The sequence below is a fragment of the Candidatus Nanopelagicales bacterium genome, assembly GCA_041393815.1.
Taxonomy (GTDB): domain Bacteria; phylum Actinomycetota; class Actinomycetes; order S36-B12; family JAWKJK01; genus JAWKJK01.
In genome coordinates this window covers 124,311-144,399 of sequence record JAWKJK010000008.1, presented here as the reverse complement: position 1 = coordinate 144,399, position 20,089 = coordinate 124,311, and the positions used below count along the sequence as shown (strand labels likewise).

The 20,089-nt window shown below is 75.1% G+C and carries 15 protein-coding genes; 9 read left to right on the top strand and 6 right to left on the bottom strand.

Annotated elements, in window-relative coordinates:
• Positions 1 to 45: 45 nt before the first annotated feature.
• The 3 genes from R2737_17815 to R2737_17805 all read left to right on the top strand — a co-directional run bounded on the left by R2737_17815 (position 46) and on the right by R2737_17805 (position 4,665).
• Entirely contained in the window at positions 46 to 948 is a 903-nt protein-coding gene (locus tag R2737_17815) for a hypothetical protein (protein MEZ5118121.1), read from the top strand.
• Positions 924 to 3,152 (top strand): GGDEF and EAL domain-containing protein, encoded by a 2,229-nt coding sequence (locus tag R2737_17810; protein ID MEZ5118120.1) that lies wholly within the window; start codon positions 924 to 926, stop codon positions 3,150 to 3,152. The genes R2737_17815 and R2737_17810 overlap by 25 nt, the downstream gene beginning before the upstream one ends.
• Positions 3,153 to 3,318: 166 nt before the next feature.
• Positions 3,319 to 4,665, top strand: coding sequence for a trypsin-like peptidase domain-containing protein (locus R2737_17805; protein ID MEZ5118119.1), 1,347 nt, complete (start codon positions 3,319 to 3,321; stop codon positions 4,663 to 4,665).
• Positions 4,666 to 4,740: 75 nt separating this feature from the next.
• Here the strand turns inward: R2737_17805 and R2737_17800 are convergent, their stop codons facing one another.
• Positions 4,741 to 6,279 (bottom strand): gamma-glutamyltransferase, encoded by a 1,539-nt coding sequence (locus tag R2737_17800; protein ID MEZ5118118.1) that lies wholly within the window; start codon positions 6,277 to 6,279, stop codon positions 4,741 to 4,743.
• A gap of 54 nt (positions 6,280 to 6,333) precedes the next feature.
• Here R2737_17800 and R2737_17795 point away from each other — a divergent pair, with 54 nt between their 5' ends.
• Both R2737_17795 and R2737_17790 read left to right on the top strand, forming a co-directional pair.
• The gene (locus tag R2737_17795; protein ID MEZ5118117.1) at positions 6,334 to 7,467 is read left to right on the top strand and encodes a glutamate--cysteine ligase; all 1,134 of its coding nucleotides are present in this window, start codon (positions 6,334 to 6,336) and stop codon (positions 7,465 to 7,467) included.
• A 4-nt stretch (positions 7,468 to 7,471) separates the two neighbouring features.
• Positions 7,472 to 8,779 (top strand): amidohydrolase, encoded by a 1,308-nt coding sequence (locus R2737_17790; GenBank protein MEZ5118116.1) that lies wholly within the window; start codon positions 7,472 to 7,474, stop codon positions 8,777 to 8,779.
• A gap of 229 nt (positions 8,780 to 9,008) precedes the next feature.
• On the opposite strand, the gene R2737_17785 is transcribed toward R2737_17790, so the two are convergent.
• The 4 genes from R2737_17785 to R2737_17770 form a co-directional block, all read right to left on the bottom strand.
• Positions 9,009 to 9,827 carry an FAD:protein FMN transferase gene (locus tag R2737_17785; GenBank protein ID MEZ5118115.1) on the bottom strand — a complete coding sequence of 273 codons (819 nt, stop codon included), beginning with the start codon at positions 9,825 to 9,827 and terminating at the stop codon, positions 9,009 to 9,011.
• Complete coding sequence (locus tag R2737_17780; GenBank protein ID MEZ5118114.1) at positions 9,824 to 10,369, bottom strand: FMN-binding protein; 546 nt, start codon at positions 10,367 to 10,369, stop codon at positions 9,824 to 9,826. The genes R2737_17785 and R2737_17780 overlap by 4 nt, the downstream gene beginning before the upstream one ends.
• A gap of 96 nt (positions 10,370 to 10,465) precedes the next feature.
• A complete protein-coding gene (locus tag R2737_17775) occupies positions 10,466 to 11,953 on the bottom strand; it encodes a ferredoxin reductase family protein (GenBank protein ID MEZ5118113.1) in 1,488 nt (495 codons plus the stop codon).
• Between the two features lie 72 nt (positions 11,954 to 12,025).
• The gene (locus R2737_17770) at positions 12,026 to 12,778 is read right to left on the bottom strand and encodes a VOC family protein (protein MEZ5118112.1); all 753 of its coding nucleotides are present in this window, start codon (positions 12,776 to 12,778) and stop codon (positions 12,026 to 12,028) included.
• A gap of 71 nt (positions 12,779 to 12,849) precedes the next feature.
• Between R2737_17770 and R2737_17765 the strand changes: the two genes are divergently transcribed.
• From R2737_17765 to arfB, 3 genes are all read left to right on the top strand, one after another.
• A complete protein-coding gene (locus R2737_17765; protein MEZ5118111.1) occupies positions 12,850 to 13,782 on the top strand; it encodes an oxygenase MpaB family protein in 933 nt (310 codons plus the stop codon).
• Between the two features lie 187 nt (positions 13,783 to 13,969).
• Positions 13,970 to 16,108: a heparinase II/III family protein gene (locus R2737_17760; protein MEZ5118110.1), complete on the top strand. Its 2,139-nt coding sequence runs from the start codon at positions 13,970 to 13,972 to the stop codon at positions 16,106 to 16,108.
• A gap of 273 nt (positions 16,109 to 16,381) precedes the next feature.
• Positions 16,382 to 16,819, top strand: coding sequence for an alternative ribosome rescue aminoacyl-tRNA hydrolase ArfB (gene arfB, locus R2737_17755; GenBank protein ID MEZ5118109.1), 438 nt, complete (start codon positions 16,382 to 16,384; stop codon positions 16,817 to 16,819).
• 102 nt (positions 16,820 to 16,921) lie between these two features.
• Here arfB and R2737_17750 read toward each other — a convergent pair whose 3' ends face one another.
• Positions 16,922 to 18,910, bottom strand: a complete 1,989-nt coding sequence (locus tag R2737_17750; GenBank protein MEZ5118108.1) for a WS/DGAT domain-containing protein — start codon at positions 18,908 to 18,910, stop codon at positions 16,922 to 16,924.
• 371 nt (positions 18,911 to 19,281) lie between these two features.
• Here R2737_17750 and R2737_17745 point away from each other — a divergent pair, with 371 nt between their 5' ends.
• Entirely contained in the window at positions 19,282 to 19,938 is a 657-nt protein-coding gene (locus R2737_17745) for an HAD-IA family hydrolase (GenBank protein ID MEZ5118107.1), read from the top strand.
• Positions 19,939 to 20,089 lie beyond the last annotated feature (151 nt).

Sequence of the window (20,089 nt, the reverse complement as noted above, 5' to 3'; positions counted from 1 at the left end):
ATGCAGGGACGGGGCGGCCCAGCCAGGGCGGCGACGGGAGACGGCATGCCGGACCGGACGGCGGCGACCGCGGACGCGGGTCCCCGCGGTGCGCGTGGGACCCCGTTCGGCGCCTTCCTCCGGCACTGGCGCGAACCGGCCACCTGGGTCCTGACCGCTCTCGCCGTCGGAGCCGTCGTGGCAGTGGGCGTGCTGGTCGGGGCGGAGCGCTTCCCGGTCTGGCCGATGGGATCGGTCGCGGTCCTGGTCGCGCTGGCCACCCGGCTGCGGTGGGGGTTCGTCGTCCTCGTGGTGGCGGGGATCGGCGCCTGGGTCGCGGTGGGACCGCTCGGGGCCCTGGCCGTCGCCATCGGGACGGGAGCGGCCCTGCTGGCCGCGGTCGGCCTGCTCCGGAGCCGGCTGCCGGGGGGACGGGTGGCCTCGCTGGCCTCGCTGCTGGCCCTCGTCGCGGTCACCTGCCTGGTCGTACCCCTCCTCTCGGGGCTCCTCGCGGCCGCCGTCCTCAGCGTCGAGGGGGTGGGCTTCGGCGAGGGCCGGGCCGGCCTGTGGATGGTGATGTCGGCGCTCGGCGGGATCCTCATCCCCGTCCCGTTCCTGGTGTGGTGGTCCTCCGACCCGACGCCCCCGCGGCAGTCGACCCGAGCCGAGCAGCTGTGGGCCCTCGTGCTGCTCGCGCTGTCGCTGGTGGCCGGTGTGGCCGCGGTCCTCTTCCTCACCGGGGTGCCCACGGGCTACCTGTTGCTGGTCCCGGTCGTCTGGCTGGCCGCCCGCTGGTACGCGCACGGCGTGGTCGCCGCGGTGTACGCCGTGATGATCGCACTGGCCGTCCCCCTGTCCCTGGGGCTCGGGGGACTCGACACCCACACGGGGGGCTACCGCGACGGCGACCTGTGGCGGCTGGCCGCGCTGGCGATCCTGATGCTGTGGCCGGCTACCTGGTGGCCGTGACCGTGCGCCAGCGCGACCAGGCGCTGGCTCGGTTGCGGGAGAGCCACGGCGTGCTGCTGGTCGAGGCGCGGGCCCAGGCGCAGACGCTGGCCGCCCTGATGGACAACCTCCCGGGCGTGGCGTTCCGCTGCCGCAACGACGAGGCCTACACGGCGCTGTTCGTCAGCGACGGGTTCCAGGACCTGTTCGGCCGGGCCCCGGCGGACCTGGTCTCGGGTCGGGTCACGTTCGTCGACCTGATCCTGCCGGCCGATGCCGGGCACGTCGCCGAGTCCACCGCCCGGCTGCGCGACATCGGGGACACGTACGACATCGAGTACCGCATCGTCCGCCGCGACGGCTCGGTCCGGTGGGTGCAGGAGCGAGGCCGCGTGGTCGGCTACGACTCCGACGGGGTCGCGCTGCTGGAGGGCGTCATCCTCGACCACCACGACCAGGCCGTCGCTCGCGAGCTGCTCCGCGACGAGGCCCGGCTGCTCGACGTGGCCCTCTCGCGCGGCCGACCGGCGCGGATCCTGAGCGAACTGGCGTACCTCGCCGGTGGCCTCGTCCCCCTCGGGCAGGTGGGGGTCGCGGAGCTGGCCGACGACCGCACCGTGCGGGCGTGGTACCCCGCGCCCGGGCACGACTGGACCGGAGAGGGGCCGGAGCCCGAGGCAGCCCCGCCGGCGGGGACCTGGGCGCACGCCGCGATGCGGTCCGCCCCCCAGGTCGACGCGGTCGGCGCCGGCCACCTGTGCGTGGTCCCGGTCATCGGCGGGCGCGGTTCGGTGGCCGCGCTGCTGGGCTGGCGGCTGCCGGAGGGGTTCGCGCCGGCCCCCGACCTCGACGCTCTCAGCAGGCTCGCGCTGGTCGCGGGGGTCGCCCTCGACCACGTCGACAACCAGGCCCGGCTGATGTTCGAGTCCCTGCACGACCCGCTCACCGGGCTGCTCAACCGGCGTGGCATCGACCACGACCTGACCGAGCTGCTCCGGCAGGCGACCCTGGAGCCGACCGATGAGGCGTCCGGCGGACTGCTGTTCCTCGACGTCGACGACTTCCGCGTCGTGAACGAGACGTACGGCCACGACACCGGCGACGCCATCCTGATCGGCCTGGCGGAGCGGGCCGCGCGGGTGCTGCCCGCGGGTGCACACATGGCCCGCTTCTCCGGCGACCAGTTCCTGGTCGTGGTGCCGGGCGTCAGCCGGTCCCGGCTGACCGCGCTGGCGACCGAGCTGCAGGGCATCGCGTCGGGTCCGTACCGCGTCGGACGGCAGTCGCTCCACCTCGACCTGCGGGTCGGGGTGGCACTGGCCCGAGCCGGCGCGGGCGCGGAGGACCTCATCACCGAGGCGTCCACCGCGTGCCAGGCCAGCCGCGACCTCGGCCGGGGTTCGCTGCGGGTGTACGACCGGGGCCTGCGCGAACGGTCCCGGCGCCGGTTGGAGCTGCAGGCGGAGCTGCGGGAGGCGTTGAACCGCAATGAGATCCAGGCCTGGTTCCAGCCGGTGTTCGACGTGCGGACGGGCACGGTCGTCGGGGCGGAGGCGCTGGCCCGCTGGACCGACGACCTCGGGCACCAGATCCCGCCGGACACGTTCATCCCGCTGGCGGAGCGGACCGGCCTGATCACCCAACTGGGTTCGCAGGTGCTCAGCCGCGCGACCCGCGCCGCGGCGGAGTGGCCGCGCTCGGACCTGGACGGCCCGCTGACCGTGGCCGTCAACGTCGCCACGCCCCAGCTGCTGGACACGTCGTTCCTCGGGTCGGTCGCCGACGCCCTGGATGAGTCGGGCCTGCCCGGGGACCGGCTGTGCCTGGAGATCACCGAGTCCGCCCTGCTGGAGACGGAGGCGGCCCGGTCGATCCTGCGTCGCGTCGCCGACCTCGGCGTGCAGGTGGCCATCGACGACTTCGGCACCGGGTACTCCTCGCTGGCGCGGATCAAGCAGTTCCCGGTGGACCTGCTCAAGATCGACCGGGCCTTCGTCTTCGGCCTGGGCCACGACCCCGACGACACCGCGATCGTCGAGTCGGTCGTCGCGCTGGCCCGCGCCCTGCGGCTGCGCACGGTCGCGGAGGGCGTGGAGACCCCGGCGCACCTAGCCGAGCTCAGGGCCCGCGGGGTGGACCTGGCCCAGGGGTTCCTGTGGTCCGCCGCGCTGCCGCCGGCGGACTTCCTGTCCTTCCTAGGGCGCACCGAGGAGCACCACGGCTGAGGGCCGCGCGAGGCCGCACACGGCGCCCCTGCGTGAGCGGATCGACAGGCCTCTGTACGAGGAACGTCAGGACCGGCTCGCCCGGTGTCCGAGGCGAAACCGGTGCCGCACAGTGGACGTCGACGGCAGTGCAGGACCGCCGCACCGAACGTCCAGGAGGACCCCCGTGAGCACCCCGACCGACACCGCCCCCGGCGCGCGCGACGCGTACGGCTCCGACCCGTACGGCGCCCCCGCGTACGGCACCGAGACCTACGCCACCGCGCCGTACCGGACCGGCACCACCCCGCCGCCCCCGTACGGCGCGGATGCCGGCTACGGCGGCTACGGCTCCTACGCCCCGCACGGCGCGACGTCCGCGCCGCCGCCCGTGGGCGACCCGGTGGTCGGGCCCCCGCCGCCGTACGTGCCCGCTCCCACGGCCCCCTCGACCGGCGGCCCCCGCCGCGGCCGCACCGCGGTCGCCGTGGTCTCGGCCGCCGCCGTGGCCGCGCTGCTCGCCGGCGGGGTCGGCGGGGCCGTCGGCTACACGCTGGCCGACCGCAACGACACCGGGACCACCGCCGCCGCGTCGACCATCGGCGGCGCCTCGCCGTCGATCCCGGCCGACGGCTCGATCGCCGCGGTCGCCGCCGCGGTGCAGCCCTCGGTGGTCCAGCTCAACGTGTCCGGCGCCACCGGCGAGGGCACCGGGTCCGGCTTCGTGATCCGCAGCGACGGCTACATCCTCACCAACAACCACGTCGCGGGCCCGGCCGGCCAGGGCGGCACCATCGAGGTGCTGTTCTCCGACGGCTCGACCGCCAAGGGCACCCTGGTCGGTGCCAACCCCGGCTACGACCTCGCCGTCGTCAAGGTGGACCGCACCGACCTGCCCGCCGTCGCGCTGGGGTCCAGCGCCTCGCTGAACGTCGGCGACACCACCATCGCGATCGGGTCCCCGCTCGGCCTGCAGGGCACCGTGACCTCCGGCATCGTCAGCGCGCTGAACCGCCCGGTGACCGCCGGCGGCGAGGGTGAGACGGCCTTCATCAACGCCATCCAGACCGACGCGGCCATCAACCCCGGCAACTCCGGCGGCCCGCTGGTCAACGGCAAGGGCGAGGTCATCGGCGTCAACTCGGCCATCGCGACCCTCGGCGCCGGCACGACCGGCCAGGCCGGCTCGATCGGGCTCGGCTTCGCCATCCCCATCGACCAGGCCAAGCGGATCGCGGAGGAGATCATCTCCTCCGGGTCGTCGGCCACGCCCGTCATCGGCGTGCAGCTCGACATGCAGTACACCGGCCCCGGCGGCAAGGTCGCCGAGGTCACCCCGGACAGCGGTGCCGCCAAGGCCGGCCTGCAGGCCGGGGACGTCATCACCGCGGTCGACGGCACCAAGGTGGCCGACGGCACCGAGCTGATCGTGGCCATCCGCGCCAAGGCCCCCGGCGACACGGTCTCGCTGACCGTCGAGCGCGGTGGCAGCACCCAGACCCTGGACGTGGTCCTCGGCAGCCAGCAGGGCTGACCACTTCCCCTCTCGAGAACCGACACGGTCGTTACCGGGCCCTCCCCCCTCCCCGGTAGCGACCGTGTCGGTGTCCTAGGCGGGGCGGACCAGGGCGACGGCGCCGCCGCGGCGGGGGTCGGCCACCGCCTCCACGGCGCCGTCCGCTGACCGGGCGACCGCGTGCACGCCGCCGAAGTACAGGTTCGGCGCCTGCCACTCGTGCACCGGTGCCACGGCCCCGAGCGAGGCCAGCGCCTCGGGGGTGTGACCCGGCTCGACCTGGATCGACCCGTCGGACGGGTGCACCCGCGGCGCGGCCACCGCGTCCGCCAGCGACTCCCCGCGGTCCAGCAGCCGCACCGTGACGGCGAGCAGCGCCGACCGGATCCGCTTGCTGCCCCCGCTGCCCAGCGCGACCACGCTGCCGTCGGGGCGTACGACGACGGTGGGCGCCATCATCGAGCCCATCCGCAGGCCGGGCGCCAGCGAGTGCTGGCCGCCGGGGTTCAGGTCGTCCTCGCCGAGCATGTTGTTCAACTGGATGCCGGTGCCCGGGACCACCACGCCCGAGCAGCTGCCGTTCGACGTCGTCATCGCCGCGGTGCCGCCGTCGGCGTCCACCACGCTCACGTGCGTGGTGCCGCGCGACACCTGGGTGGCGACGCCCGCGGACTCGGAGTCCGCGAGCCGCCGCTGCTCGGTCGCCGCTACCAGCGCCGCCGCCACGTCGCCCCAGCCGGCCACCCGCCCGCGGGACCGCAGCGCCGCCAGCGCGTCGATGACGATGGGCCCGCCGAACGAGGGCATCGGGTTCGTGACGACGAAGGCGCCGGCGTGCTCGGTGATGAGCGGCTCGCGCCGGTGCACCGTGTAGGCGGCGAGGTCGGCGCGGGTCACCATGCCGCCGTACTCCGCCATGGCCGCCATCAGCGGGTCGGCGAACGCGGGCGAGGTCAGCCCGGTCACCTCCTCGTCGGCGATCAGCCGGAGGAAGTCGGCCAGGTCGGGGTCGGCGAAGCGGTCACCCGCGGCCAGCGACCTGCCGTCGCGCTCGTACAGCGCCCGGCTGGGCGGGGTCACGCGCAGCACCCCGCCGATGAGGAACAGGACCTCGGCCTGGGCCGGCTCGATCACCGCGCCGCGCTCGGCCAGCCGACGGGCCGGGGCGACGACCTGGGCCAGCGGCAGCCGGCCCAGAGCGCGGTGCGCCGTGAGGTAGCCGGCGAGCACGCCCGGCACCGCGACCGCGCCGCCGCCGGCGTGGAAGACCTGGTCCTCGCCGGCGAACTTCACCGTCACCGGGACGAAGTCGGACACCGGCAGCGCGGGGTCGCGGTCCAGGCCGGGGGTCTGGACGAAGAAGTCGACCAGCGTCAGGTCGCCGGCGGGGGATCGGGACAGCAGGAACCCGCCGCCCGCGAGGCTGGTCAGCCCCGGCTCGGCGACCGTGGCCGCGAGGCCGGCGGCGATGACCGCGTCCACGGCGTTGCCGCCGGCCCGCAGCACCTCGGCGGCGGCGTCCGCGGTGGCCTGGGAACCGGCGGCGACCGCGGCGGACCCGGGCGGCCCGACGGCGCGCGCCACCCGGGGCACCTGCGGGCCGCTGCGGCCACCCGGTCGGGTGTCGGTCACGAGACGCACCGTAGACCGCCGCCGTACGCTGCCACCGGCGAGAGGGGTGAGCGGGTGGAGTTCCGCGGGTCCGAGCGCAGCACCCTCGGCGTCGAGATGGAGCTCGCCCTCGTCGACCCCGACGGCCGCGGCCTGGTGTGCGCTGCCAGCGAGGTGATCGCCGAGCTGGGGCAGGGCCCGGCCGCGGGGACGCATCCGCGGATCAAGCACGAGCTGTACGAGTCCACCGTCGAGATCGTCACCGGGGTCTGCGGGTCGGTGGCCGACGCCCGGCACGACCTCGCGGTGGAGGTGAGCGAGCTGCTCGACGTGCTCGAGCCGCGCGGCATCGGGGTGGTGAGCACCGGGCTGCACCCGTTCACCCCGTGGCACCAGCTGGCGTACTCCCCGGGCGAGCGCTACGCCGAGATCGTCGAGCAGATCCAGTGGCCGGTGCGCCGGCTGGCGACCCACGGGCTGCACGTGCACGTGGGCGTCCGCTCCGCGGAGACCGCGATCGGGGTGACCGGCGCGCTGACCACGTACCTGCCGGTCCTGCTCGCGCTGTCCGCGTCCAGCCCGTACTGGCACGGTCAGGACACCGGCATCGCCTCGGCCCGGGCGGTCGTGTTCGGCGCCATGCCGCGCACCGGGCTGCCGCCTCCGCTGACGGACTGGGCCGAGTTCGAGGCGCTGCTGGCGGCGATGATCCGGACCGGCACGGTGCAGTCAGTCCGCGAGATCTGGTGGGACGTACGACCGCACCCCGACTTCGGCACCGTCGAGCTGCGGATGTGCGACGCGGTGCCGACGCTGCGGGAGGCGATGGCGCTGGCCGCGCTGGGGCAGTGCCTGGTGACCGAGCTCGCGGAACGGGTCGACGCGGGCGACCGGCCGCCGCGGCTGCCCGAGTGGGTGCTGCGGGAGAACAAGTGGCGCGCCGTGCGGTATGGCACCGACGCGGAGGTCATCCTCGACGCCGACGGGCGGTCCCAGCCGCTGGCCGAGCTGGCGGCCGGACTGGTCGCCGAGCTCGCGCCGGTGGCCGAGCGGCTCGGCTGCGCGGAGGATCTGGCCGACATCGGGCTGATCCTGGAGCGCGGCCCGGGATATGTTCGGCAGCGCAGCGTCGTCGATGCCGGGGGATCCCTCGAGGACGTCGTGGACCTGCTCCGCCGCGAGCTGCTGACCGACCGACCCGGAGGGTGACCGCGTGATCGACGGCTCCATCCCCGCACCGGACCCCGTCGTGGGGTCCGGTGTGGACACGCTGCTGCGGTCCCACGGGGACGACCTCGACCGGCTGGTCCGCGAGCACCTCGGCGAGCTGCGCTCGTTCCGGCGCACCCTGCACGCCCACCCCGAGCTGTCCGGCCAGGAGTACTGGACCACCGAGGAGATCGCGGAGCGGCTGCGGGTCGAGGGCCTGGACCCGCGGGTGCTGCCGTCCGGCACCGGCCTGGTGTGCGACCTCGACCTGGGCCCGGGGGACGGCGCGGAGGGTGCTGACGGCGCTGCCGCCGGTCCGGTGCGGACCGTGGTGCTGCGCGCCGACATCGACGCGCTCGCCATGGAGGACGAGAAGGCGGTGCCGTACCGGTCCCGGGTGCCCGGCGTCGCCCACGCGTGCGGGCACGACGTCCACACGGCGGTGGTGCTCGGCGCGGGGCTGGTCCTGCTGGGGATGCGCGACGGGCTGGGGCTGACCGGCCGGGTCCGGCTGGTCTTCGAGCCCTCGGAGGAGACGGTGCCCGGCGGGGCGGTCGAGGTGCTGGGGACCGGCTGGTTCGACGGCGTCGACGCCGTCTACGCGGTGCACTGCGACCCCAAGCTGGACGTGGGCCACCTGGGCGTGCGGGTCGGGGCGATGACCGCGGCCTCCGACTCCTTCGAGCTGCGGCTGCACGGGCCGGGAGGGCACACCGCCCGGCCGCAACTGACGGTGGACCTGGTCAGCGTCGCCGCCGAGGTCATCCGCGGGCTGCCCGCGGCGCTGACCGAGCTGGCGGAGCCGTACGGCGAGGTGAGCCTGGTCTTCGGTGCGGTCCACTCCGGCGACGCCGCGAACGTGATCCCGGCCTCGGCGGTGCTGCGCGGGTCGATCCGGACGCCGTACCGCGAGGTGTGGGACGTCACCGAGGAGTTGCTGGAGAAGGCGGTCGCGGCGGTCGTGGGGCCGACCGGCGCCGGGTGGTCCCTGTCGCACGTCCGCGGCGTCCCGCCGGTGGTGAACGAGCCACGGGCGACTGCGGTGCTGGCCGACGCCGGCCGTGCGCTGCTCGGCCCGGACCGGGTCGTGGAGACGCCGCGGTCGATGGGCGGGGACTCGTTCGCGTGGTACCTGGAGGACACGCCCGGTTCGTACGCGCGGCTCGGGGTGCACGGACCCGACAACGGGGCGGACCGGCTGGACCTGCACGCGGCGAACTTCGATGTCGACGAGGACTGCCTCGCCCACGGGGTGCGGGTCCTGGTGACCGCGGCACTGGCCGAGCTGTCCGGCCTGCGCGACACCCGCTGAGTCCCGCGGCCGCCCGGCGCCCGGGGGCGACGGGACCAGGCTGGTTCGTGAGTGCTTCGCTCCCGGGGCCTCTGGCTGGTGGAACGTCTGACCACGTCGCGCCGAGGCGCGCGTGGTCAGACGTTCCACCAGGTGTGACGGGTGATGCGGGACCGTGCGGTGGGGTGCGAGTGTTCGAGCCGGGCAGCCGGATCCGGTCGTGACGGGCCGCCGCACGCGGCGGTGGTGGTCAGCCGAAGGCGGGGCCGACGCTCCAGGCCTCGCCGCCGGCGGCGACGAACGCCGACCAGCCGGGGCGCTGCGAGACCCAGCGGGCGCCGTCGCGGCCGGCCACCAGCAGCCCGGTCGCGAGCGCGTCCGCCAGTCCTGCATCCGGCCCGACCACCGTCGCGGTCTGCACCGCGGTGGCCGGCCGGCCGGTCAGCGGGTCCACCACGTGGTCGCCGCGCTGGTAGCGCCCGGAGGTCGCCACGCAGCCGTCGTCGAGCGCCACCGTGGCGACTACGGCATCGGCGTCCTGGGGGTGCTGGATGCCCAGCACCCAGGGCCGGTAGGGCGAGGCCCCGCCGCGCACCACGACGTCCCCGCCCGCGTCGACCTTGAGGTGCCGGAACCCGTACCCGACCAGCAGGTCGGCGGCCCGCTGCGCGGCCCAGCCCTTGACCAGGCCGGAGGGGTCGAAGCCCTGAGGCAGCGCCCACGGGTCGTAGGCGCCGGCCGTGGCCGCCACGGCCGCCCGGCAGCGCGCGACCACCTCCCGCAGGTCGCCCGAGGCGAGGCCGCCGGGCGCGGTGTCGAGCTCGCCCCGGCGGACCCGGCACACCTCGCTGTCCTCGCGGAACGGGCTGAACACCCGGTCCACGTGGTGCAGCCAGGCGACGGTCCCGCGCACCGCGGCGTCGATGCGCTCGCGGCCGGCCTCGTCGACCTCGGGCCCGCGCAGGTCCAGGGTCACCACCGTGCCCCAGACGTGCTCGGCGTGCAGGTGCCGCGGCCCGGCCGGGAGCGCCGTGACCGTCGGTCCGGCCGCGCCGGCGAGCCCGGTCACAGCCCGGCCCGGTCGAGGGCGGACGCGAGGGACCGCGCGTAGCCGTCGGAGGTGTACGTGGCGCCGGACACCCCGTCGATCGCGGCCGACTGGGCGGCGAGCGCCTGTTCGCGCAGCATCGGCTCGACCTGGACGCTGATCTGGTACGACCGGTGGTCGCCGCTGGGCAGCTGCAGCGCCTGGACGTCGGTCAGCGACCCGCCCTCGACCACCGCCTGCACCTGTACCGGGCCCCAGCGGGTCTGGATGGTGTCGCCCTCGTAGGTCCCGGTCGCCGTGCCGGAGTCGCCCGCCCCGGAGCCGCCGGAGCCCGAGCCGCTGGAACCCGTGCCGCCGTCCGGGGTCGTGCTGCCGGAGCCGGACCCGCTGTCGGCGGCACCGCTGTCGGTGCTGCCGCTGTCGGTGCTGCTGCTGTCGGAGGCACTGCTGTCGGCGGCGCTGGCCGCGGTCGCGGTCAGCACGGTCTGCGAGGTGGGGTTGAGGACCAGCACCGTGACGAGTCCGGCGACGGTGCCGGTACTGACGAGCAGGGCCCGCTTCACGGGGATCGCCTCCAGGGTCGGGGTTCGGGTCGGGCGTCGGGTCGGGGACGGGAACGCGGACGGGGTCTCGGTCGGGGGCTCGGTGGGTGAGCGGGGTCAGCCGGGGAGGAACGCGAAGTCCTCGCTGTGCACGCGCTCGGGCGGGACCCCGGCGACCCGCGTGGCCTCCCGGACCGCGGTCACCAGGTCGTCCGGCCCGCACACGTACACGTCGGCGGCGGCCAGGTCGGGCACCAGCCAGGTCAGGCTGCGCGCGTCCAGCGGGAACTGCCGGCGGCTGCCGACCAGGTAGCGGACCCGGGTCCGCGGCCGCGCGCGGGCCAGCGCGTCCAGCTCGGCGTGCAGGACCACGGCCTCAGGGCGGGGGGCGCGGTACAGCACGTCCACGGGCGCGTCGTAGGGCAGGTCCTCCAGCACGGCGCGGATCGGGGTGATGCCGACGCCGCCGCCGACGAGCACGACCCGGTCGGAGCGCCGGTGCCCGGCGGTGAAGGCGCCGTACGGACCCTCGGCCAGCACCCGGGTCCCCGGGCGCAGCCGGGCCAGCTCGCGGCTCTGGTCGCCGAGGTCCTTCACGGTGATCCGCAGGTGGCGGCCGTCGGGGGAGGCCGACAGGGAGTACGGGTGCGCCTGCCACCACCACTGCCGGGTCAGGAACCGCCAGGCGAAGAACTGGCCGCCGGCGACGCGCATGCGGTCCAGGCCGCGGCCGGTGACCCACACGCTCACCGTGTCCGCGGACTCGCGCACGACCCCGGCGACCCGCAGGTCGTGCCGCGCGCCGCGCCACAGCGGCAGCGCGAACCGGAACGCGACCAGCGAGCCGAGGGTGACGGCGTACATCGCGATCCACACCGCCTGCGCCCACCGGTGCTCCACGAACGGCGCCCCGAGCACCACCTGGTGCGCGAACGCCAGGGCGACGGCGAGGTAGGTGTACAGGTGGGTGACCCACCAGGTCTCGTACGTCATCCGGCGCCGGACCCGGCGGTAGGAGCTGAACCCGGCGACGAGCATGAGGACGAAGCCGGCGAGTGCGGGCAGCACCCACGGGTACGACGAGACCAGCGTCCAGGCCTCGGGCGCGAACCCGACGCGGTCGGTCAGCGCATAGCCGGCCGTGATGAGCACGACGTGGGCGGCGATCAGCGCCAGCGACCAGGGGGCGAGCAGCCGGTGCCAGCGGATCAGCCGGTCCTGGCCGACCTCACGCTCCAGCCACGGGATGCGGGCGGCCAGCAGCAGGACGAGCAGCACGCCGTACGTGCCCACCAGGCCGGTCAGGCGACCGGTCTCGGTCAGTGCCGTGGCCCAGGAGTCGGGCGTGGCCGTGCGGGTGGCCGCGTAGATCCCGAGGACGACGCCGAGGCCGATGCCGGCCAGCCAGGCCGCGGCGTCGGCGACCCAGCGGGTGGCCCGGTGCGGGGCCCGGGCCGGCTGGTGCGGGGAGGTCTGGGGGGAGCGGCCCCGGGTCCCGCGGGCAATCGACCTGGGAGCGCGGGGCGGGGGTGCGCCGCCCGCGGAAGGCGCGGGCGGCTGGACCGGGGGCACGGCGGCTGGCCGGTCCAGGGTGCTGCTGCTCATGCACCCGATCCTGCGGCAGCCGGGTGAGGGAGTCGCTCCGGACGGGTGAGAGTTGTGTAAGGGTCTGCCGCCTCAGTCCGCGGCTGGGGAGAACGCGCAGAACTCGTTGCCCTCCGGATCGGCAAGCACCCACCAGTCGATCTCGTCGTCCGGCTCGCGCAGCAGCGTGGCTCCGGCGGCGAGGAGCGCGGCCGGGTCGGTGCCGGCCAGCCGTACGTCCCAGTGCATCCGGTTCTTCACCGACTTGGGTTCGGGGACGGGGTTGAAGACCCACGCGTCGTACGGGAACCCGGCCGTGCCCTCGACCCACCACCAGGGCACGCCGCCCTCGCTGCGCGCGGTCCCACCGGTGCGCTCGGCCCACCAGCGGGCCTGCGCCTCGGCGTCGCGGGCGTCGACCACCAGCTCGAACGGGGTGCCCGACGGGTCATCAGGACCGGCTGCGGACCCGGTCCGCGGCGGGAAGGCGCAGAACGCGTTGCCGTCGGGGTCGGCGAGCACCCACCAGTGGTCGTCGGTGCCGTCGGCGCCGGGCTCGCGGAGCACCGTGGCGCCGAGGGCCAGCAGGGCGCCGGGGTCCGGGGCGGCCAGGCGCAGGTCGAGGTGGACCCGGGTCTTGACGGTGCGCGGCTCGGGCACCGGGTCCACCCAGATGCCCTCCGCCGGGCCCCGGCCCGCGACGGGCTGGACCTGCCAGCCGCCGTCGCCGCAGTCGCGGACCGGCCGGCCGAGCGCGGCGGCCCAGAACCGGGCCAGCGGCTCCGCGTCGGGCGCGTCGAGGCACAGGTCCTTGAAGGAGCAGTCGGGTGCTGCCGGCGTGGTCATGCGACCCATGCTCTCGCGGGGGGCCGACGGCTGCGGATGCGCGCCCGCGCTGCCGCGGGCACCCTGGTCCGGTGAGCACCACAGTCCCGTCCTCGCCGCGCGGCCCGCTCGACGTCGCGCGGGAGCGGGTGTCCGCCGGGTTCCGGCGGATCGTCTCCGGTGACCCGAGCGGGCAGCCGGACTGGGTGCGCGCACTCGCCGACGGGGCCGACGAGGGCTACTTCGGGCCCGGCTCCGCGGCCTGGACGGTGCACGGGTCGCTGCCGACGCTGGTGGGCGGGGTACGGGCGCTGCTCATGCAGGCGCTGCACCCGGTCGCGCTGGCCGGGGTCCGCGAGCACTCCCGCTACGAGCAGGACCCGCTCGGCCGGCTGGCCGGGACGACGCGCTGGCTGACGGTCACCACCTTCGGCGACCGGGCGGCGGCCGAGCGCGAGTCCGCCCGGGTGCGCGGCCTGCACCGCAAGGTCCGCGGCTCGTTCGAGGGCGCCCCGTACGCCGCCTCCGACCCGGACCTGCTGCGCTGGGTGCATGTGGCGTTCACCGACTCCTTCCTCGCCACCCACCGGGTGTGGGGCGGCCCGATCCCGGGCGGCGAGGACGCGTACGTGCGGGAGTGGGCGACGGCGGCCGAGCTGGTCGGCGTGGTCGACCCGCCCCGTTCGGTGGCCGAGCTGGACGCGGCCCTGGCCGGGTTCGACCCGGTGCTGCGCGGGGACGACGCGACCCGGGACACGGTGCGGTTCATCCGGGATGCGCCGCTGCCGCTGGCGGCGCGGCCTCCGTACGCGGTGCTGGTGGCCGGTGCGGTGTCGACGCTGCGGCCGCACCACCGGGAGGTGCTGGGACTGCCGCCCGTACCGGCGCGGCTGGCCCGGCCCGCCGTCCGGGCGATGCTGGCCGGTCTGGCGGCGGCGCTGGGCCCGCAGTCCCCGTCGCAGCGGGCCGCGCGGGACCGGATCGCCCGGCTGCCCGCCGAATCCCCGGGCGTGGCCACCCCCTGACCCCTTCGGGGGCGGACCCTCCCGCGCCGCTGGTGGACCCCCTCGCACCGGTGGAACCTTCGGCCACCTCCCGGGCGCCGAGGGCCGGTCGTACGTTCCACCGGCGGAGGTGCGGGGCGGGGATTGCGGGTGAATTGTCCGCGTATGGGGGTGACGTCCCGCCCCGTCCCGGGTGAGGATGGGGCGCATGCGTGCGGAGGGCGTCGGTCGGTGGTCGCGCGCCCTCGCCTCGACGACGGGGGCCGTCCTGGCCGCCTCGCTGCTGCTCGCGGTCCCGCCTTCGGCGACCGCCGCGCCCGGTGCCGGCGCCGCGGACGTCGCCGCCGATCCGGTGCCGAGCGACCCGGGGACCCCGACCGACCCGACCGTGCCGACCGACCCGACCGTGCCGACCGACCCCGGCCTGCCCGCGGATCCGACGGCGCCCACGGACCCCGGCACGCCCACGGACCCGGGCGTGCCGACCGATCCGGGGACCCCGTCTCCGCCGACCGTCCCGACCCCGCGCCCGCCGGACCCGCTGCCCACCGAGATCGGCTCCTGGTGCCTGGCGCTGTACCCGCCGAAGACGTGGGCGAAGGAGAAGCGCTGGGCCCGTGACCTGATGGCCGGCCGGGTCGACCTGGGCAAGGGCGGCACGTACACGCTCACCACGCACCCGAACTGGAAGCCGCAGCGCACCGCCGACACCTCCGGCAACCGGCACGTGCACTCGCTGGACTGGGCGCTGCCGCTGCTCTACGTCGGCGTGCGCACGCAGAACCGGGCGATGATCGATCGGTTCACCCAGCTGATCCGCTTCTGGATCAAGGACCACGCGAAGTCGTCCGACCGGTCGTACTGGATCAAGGCGTCCATCTTCGGCGGCAAACGGACCCAGACCCTGCTGTGCGCCGCGCAGACGTTGGGCGACAAGGCGATGCGCAAGGCGGCGATCCGTGACGCCCGGTCGATGCTGTCCACCTACCACGGGGGCCAGTCGGTCGGGTACGGCGTCAACAACACCGACCTGATCCGGCAGACCGGCGCGTTCGCGGTCGGCTGCTGGCGCAACGACGGGTGGATGCGCAACTCCGGCTGGCGCAACCTGGTCGCGGTCGCGCGCGGGGTCGTGCAGGACGACGGCTCCGACGTGGAGGGCTCACCGGCGTACGCCGTCTACGACGAGCAGCTCCTGCGCGAGATCGAGCGTGCCGCGGCCGAGTGCGGTACCTCCCCGGCGCCGATCCCGACGCTGCGCAACCGGCTGTACGACTTCATCGCGCAGGCGGTGCGCCCGGACTTCCGGCTGGAGTCGCTGGGTGACGGCATCGCGCAGCCGCTGCCGAGCTCCTTCGGCGTCGGCCTGCCGGAGGCGGACTGGGTGCGCACCGCCGGCGCGATCGGCACGGCCCCCGGTCGGCTGTACTCCGTGTTCAGCGGCGGCTACGTGTTCGGCCGCGCCACCTGGCGGCTGCCCCAGCGGGTGGCCGAGGCCGCGGACAGCTTCTACTCGCTGCGCTTCACGTCGTCCCGCCCGCGTACGGCCCACTCCCACGACGACGGCGGCGGGCTGACGTTCTTCGCCCTCGGCCGGGAGTGGATCGGCGACCCGGGTCCGTACCGCTACAACACCAGCCGGTTGCGCGCCTTCCTCAAGACGCGTTCGGCGCACTCGTCGCTGACGGTCGCCGCCGTCCGGCGTACCTCGTCGTCCGTGCGCCTGGTCGACCGCGGGGCCGGCGGCCAGGACGGCCGGGACATCGCGTGCGTGCGGGACACGTCCTGGTCGACCGTGGTCTGGGTGCGGTGCGTGCGCTACGACCGCGCCGTCGACGCGCTGGTGGTGACCGACTCGCTGACCGCGAAGGACATCACCCCGAAGCCGCCGAAGCCCAAGCCCTGCAAGCCGAAGAAGCCGCCGAAGCCCGGCGCCAAGCCACCGAAGTGTCCGAAGCCGCCGAAGCCCAAGCCCCCGCCGCCGCGCATCGTGACGCAGCGGTGGCAGGTGACGCCGGGCACGGGGGTGGCGGTCTCGGGGGCACAGGTCACCCTGGTCGGCGACGGGCAGCGGGTCACGGTGGTCGGGTCCGGGCCGGGGTCGTGGTCGACGCGCCGGGGCCGGTCGGGGTCGTCGGAGGGCTGGCACACCACGTCCTGGGGGCACAAGGCGCCGGGCACGGTGCTGGCGCGGTCGTACCGGTTCCCCACCGCCGGCGGTCGGATGACGTGGACGACCGTGCTGACCCCGCAGCGGCCCGGGGACCCCGCCTCGGTGGCCCTCGACCCGGCGGTCGGCAACGGACCGGTCACCATCACCCGCGGCCCGGTCACCTCGACCCTCTGACGCCCCGCCCGCCCCGGTCGGTCCCTCCCACCCCTGTCGGTCCCGTCCGCTCCCTCGGCGCTAGTTGGGCACACGATCCGCTAAGCGGATCGTGTGCCCAACTGAGGCGGCGTGTCGGGCCGGAAGCTGGCCATACGAACCGGTCGTCGTGGCGGATGGGGCAGGTGGTGCGCGGGCCGACCCGGGCACCGGGGCGTAGGACAGCAGCGACGACCCGCCGCGCCGACCCCCGTGCAAGCCTCCGGCCACGAGGAGCCCGGGCATGCTGGGGACGTGAGCGATCCGGGCGGTGACCTGCCGATCCGCGGCTCGGTGGCGATCCCCGCCGCCGAGCTGCGCTGGCGGTTCTCCCGCTCCTCCGGTCCCGGCGGTCAGTCGGTGAACACCGCGGACTCGCGCGTGGAGCTGAGGTACGACCTCGCCGGCTCGGCGGCTCTTCCACCGTCCTGGCGGGACCGCGCCCTGGCCAGGCTCGGCGGCCGCCTCGTCGACGGCGAGGTCGTCGTCGTGGCGTCGGAGCACCGGTCGCAGTGGCGCAACCGGGAGGCGGCCCTACGCCGGCTGGCCGATCTGCTGCGGGAGGCGACGGCACCGCCGGCGCGACCACGTCGCGCGACCCGACCGACCCGGTCCTCGGTCGAGCGGCGGCTGCGGACCAAGCAGCGCAGGTCCGAGGTGAAACGGGGCCGACGTTCCCGCGGCGACGACTAGCGTCTCCGCGAATGCTCGCGCGTGGGGGTTTCGGGACCGTCCCGAAACCCCCACGCGCGAGCACTCAACGCAGGTGGGGTGGGGGTACCGCAGCGGGCCGGGCTAGGACGCCGCCTTCTTGGGGGCCGCCTTCGTGGCGGCAGGCTTCTTCGTGGCGGCCGCCTTCGTGGCGGCCTTCCGTGAGGTGGCCTTCTGTGAGGTGGCCTTCTGTGCCGTGCCCTTCGGGGCGGCGGGCTTCTTCGCCGCGGGCTTCTTGGTCGCGCCCGTGGTCGCGGCGGGTTCCTTCGCGGCGACCTTCTTCGCCGCCGCAGGCTTCTTCGTCGCGCTCTTCGCGGCGCTGGCCTTCCGCGTCGGGGCCTTCTTCGCGCCAGCCTCCTTCGCTGCGGGCTTCTTCGCCGCACCGCGTGCGGGCACCGGCTTCGGCGGGGACTTCTTCGTGCCCGTACCGCCGGCGGTGAGCGTGGCGCACATCTGCAGCGCCTCCTCCGCGACGTGCGTGGCGAGCACGTCGGGGTCCGGCACCAGGCCGGCGTCGGTGGCGAAGCCGACCGTCACTGTCCCGTTGTAGCTGAAGATGGTCGCGGTCATCGGCTGGTCCCCGGAGCAGGGAGCGAACCCGACGACCTGCAGCACCGGCACGTTGCCGAACACCAGCTCGGTCCGCGGGCCGGGGACGTTGGTGAGCACGCCGAGCGCCTTGTTCGCGAAGAAGTTGGTGAGGAAGAAGGCGACCTGTCCGGGCGACTGCGAGATGCCGCGCTGCAGGCCGAACGTGAGCACCGCTTCGTCGGAGTGCTTGATCCGCTCCATCCGCTGATGCATCTCGCGCAGCCGGTCGCGCGGGTCCTCGGAGCCCAGCGGCATCGGCAGGATGACCAGCGCGAAGTAGTTGCCGAGCTCCTCGGGCAGGTTGTCCTCGAACGGCTTGAGGTTGACCGGCACCATCCACAGCACCTCGTGCAGCTGCGCGTGGTGCTGCGACAGGTACCGCCGCATGCCCCCCGCGACCGCGGCGAGCAGCACGTCGTTGAGGGTGCAGCCCTGCGCGCGGCCGACCGCCTTGAGGTCCTCCAGCGGCAGCGGGTGCGACCAGGCGATGGCCTTCTTCTTGCCGGGGGTGCCGTTCCAGAACGTCCGCTCCGTCTGGCCGGCGACCAGCAGTTTCGTGGCCGACGACATCGTGTTGAGGGCCCGGTTCTCCGGCACGCCGAGGTACTCCAGCGCGTCCACGAACCGGTCCGCGTGCCGGGCCAGCGCCACCGTCTCGTCCAGGCCGTGGGTGCCTGCCTTCACCAGTTCCGTCGCCGCCGCAGCGACCTGGGCGGGTACGGCCGCCAGGGCCTCCTGCAGCGCCGCAAGAGACCCCAGCGGGTCGCCCATCGCGTCGCCGAGGGCGTGCGCGACCTCCTCGGCCAGGTGGCTGGCCGCGGTCTCCGCGGCCGACGCGGCCTCGCGTACGCGGTCACTCGCCGTCGCGGCGCCCGAGAGCGCGTGCCCGAGCACGCCGGTGGTGGTCGCCTTCATCGTCTCCAGCGAGGTGGCGAGCACGGACGCGGGGTCGCGAGGCACAGGCGGGGCCTTGCGGGACACCTTCGCCGCGACCTGCCGGGAGTCGGTGTCGCACATGCTGAGCATGACCTGCGTCATGCGTACGCCGTCGGCCATCGCGTGGTGGAAGCGCGACACGACCGCGGCGCCGGGAGTTCCGTCGTCCAGGACCAGGTTGTCGATCAGGAACATGACCCACAGCGGGCGGTTCTTGGCCATCGGCTTGGCGCGCTCGACCGACATGAACCGCTGCAGCGCAGCGATGTCCGCCGGCTCCGGCAGTTGTACGGAGCTCACGTGCTGGTCGAGGTCGAAGGCCGGGTAGTCCTCCCACGCCCAGCCGTTGCCCGCCTTCACCGGCCGGCGGCGGTAGACCGGGAACCGGTCCACGATCCGCTCCTGCACGACCTGCTTGACGTCGTCCAGCGAGGGCACGGCCCCGAGGACCATCGCGCCGTCGACGATCATCAGGTTGTTGGGCCGGTCCATCGTCAGCCACAGGGAGTCCTGGGCGCTCATCGGGACTCGGGTCCGGGTCGCCATGTGCTGGTTCCTTTCCGACGGGTCGCCGGCCGCGCGGGCGACGTGCCGACCGTACGGCCCGACGGGGTCGTCCGGCATCCGGTCCTTGGTCCCCGACCCGCGGGACGCTGGCCCGCGGCCCGCGTCGGCACTGAGGCGGTCACGGCGGCTCCCGACGCCTCGCCCACCTGCTGGTGGAACGTACGACCACCCCCTCGCGCCCGGCAGCGGGTCGTGGGTTCCACCAGCAGATGTGGGAGGTGTGCACGGGATCGATGGGGCCGCCTGGGCGTGGGCCACAGCCTGCGAGGAGCGTCGGCTCGCCCGCGCCGGGCGTCCCGCGGTGCGGGCTGGGGGAGGCGGACCGGGTCCGCGGCGGAGAGGATGGCGCCGTGACGGACGACGTGTGCGAGGGACTGCTGCTCGACATCGGCGTGGTGCTGTTCAAGTCGGCCTGGGAGATCGCGGACGACTACGAGCGACTGCGCGGTCTGCCGGCCGGCACCGTGCAGGGTCGGGGCCCGCTCGACCCCGGCGGCGACCCGCTGTGGGAGCGGTACCAGGCCGCGGAGATCACCGAGCGGGACTACTGGCTGTCGTTCGCGGCGCGGGCGGTCGAGCGGGGGGCCCCGCTGGACGGGCACCCGCACCTGATGCGCGCGATGTTCCAGACCCCCGGTGTGGACCCGGTCCGACCGGAGGCGGCGGCGCTGATCCGGGAGGCCGCGGCGAGCGGCATACGCCTGGGGATCCTCACCAACGAGATGATCGACTTCCAGGGCCGGGAGTTCACCGAGGGACAGTGGTGGTACCCGCTGTTCCCGGTGTTCGTGGACTCCTCCGAGCTCGGCATCCGCAAGCCGGATCCGCAGCCGTACCGGGTCGCGATCGAGCGGATGGGCCTGCCCGCCGACCGGATCGTGTTCGTCGACGACAACCCCGCGTACGTGGACGCCGGGCGCCGCGAGGGCCTGCGCTGCGTCCTGCTGGACGTCCGGGACCCGGCCGCCGCGTTCGACCAGGCGCGTCGGTCGCTGGGGCTGGGGTAGGGGACCGGGGAGGCCCGCATCGGCAGAGGTGGTGCTGACCGCGCGGCGGCTACGTCGCCACAGCGTCCCGGTGGCGCCGAGAGGCGCGGCGACGCACCCGCGGTCACAGCAGCCACGTCCGTCCCCAGACCCGGTCCGTATGGTCAGGTTC

What these genes read in the sequence shown, in the direction of transcription:
- R2737_17815 (MEZ5118121.1), top strand. Translation starts at nt 46, where the DNA reads ATGCCGGACCGGACGGCGGCGACCGCGGACGCGGGTCCCCGCGGTGCG.
- R2737_17775 (MEZ5118113.1), bottom strand. Translation starts at nt 11,953, where the DNA reads ATGAGCAGCAGCACCCTGGACCGGCCAGCCGCCGTGCCCCCGGTCCAG.
- R2737_17770 (MEZ5118112.1), bottom strand. Translation starts at nt 12,778, where the DNA reads ATGACCACGCCGGCAGCACCCGACTGCTCCTTCAAGGACCTGTGCCTC.
- R2737_17760 (MEZ5118110.1), top strand. Translation starts at nt 13,970, where the DNA reads ATGCGTGCGGAGGGCGTCGGTCGGTGGTCGCGCGCCCTCGCCTCGACG.
- R2737_17750 (MEZ5118108.1), bottom strand. Translation starts at nt 18,910, where the DNA reads ATGGCGACCCGGACCCGAGTCCCGATGAGCGCCCAGGACTCCCTGTGG.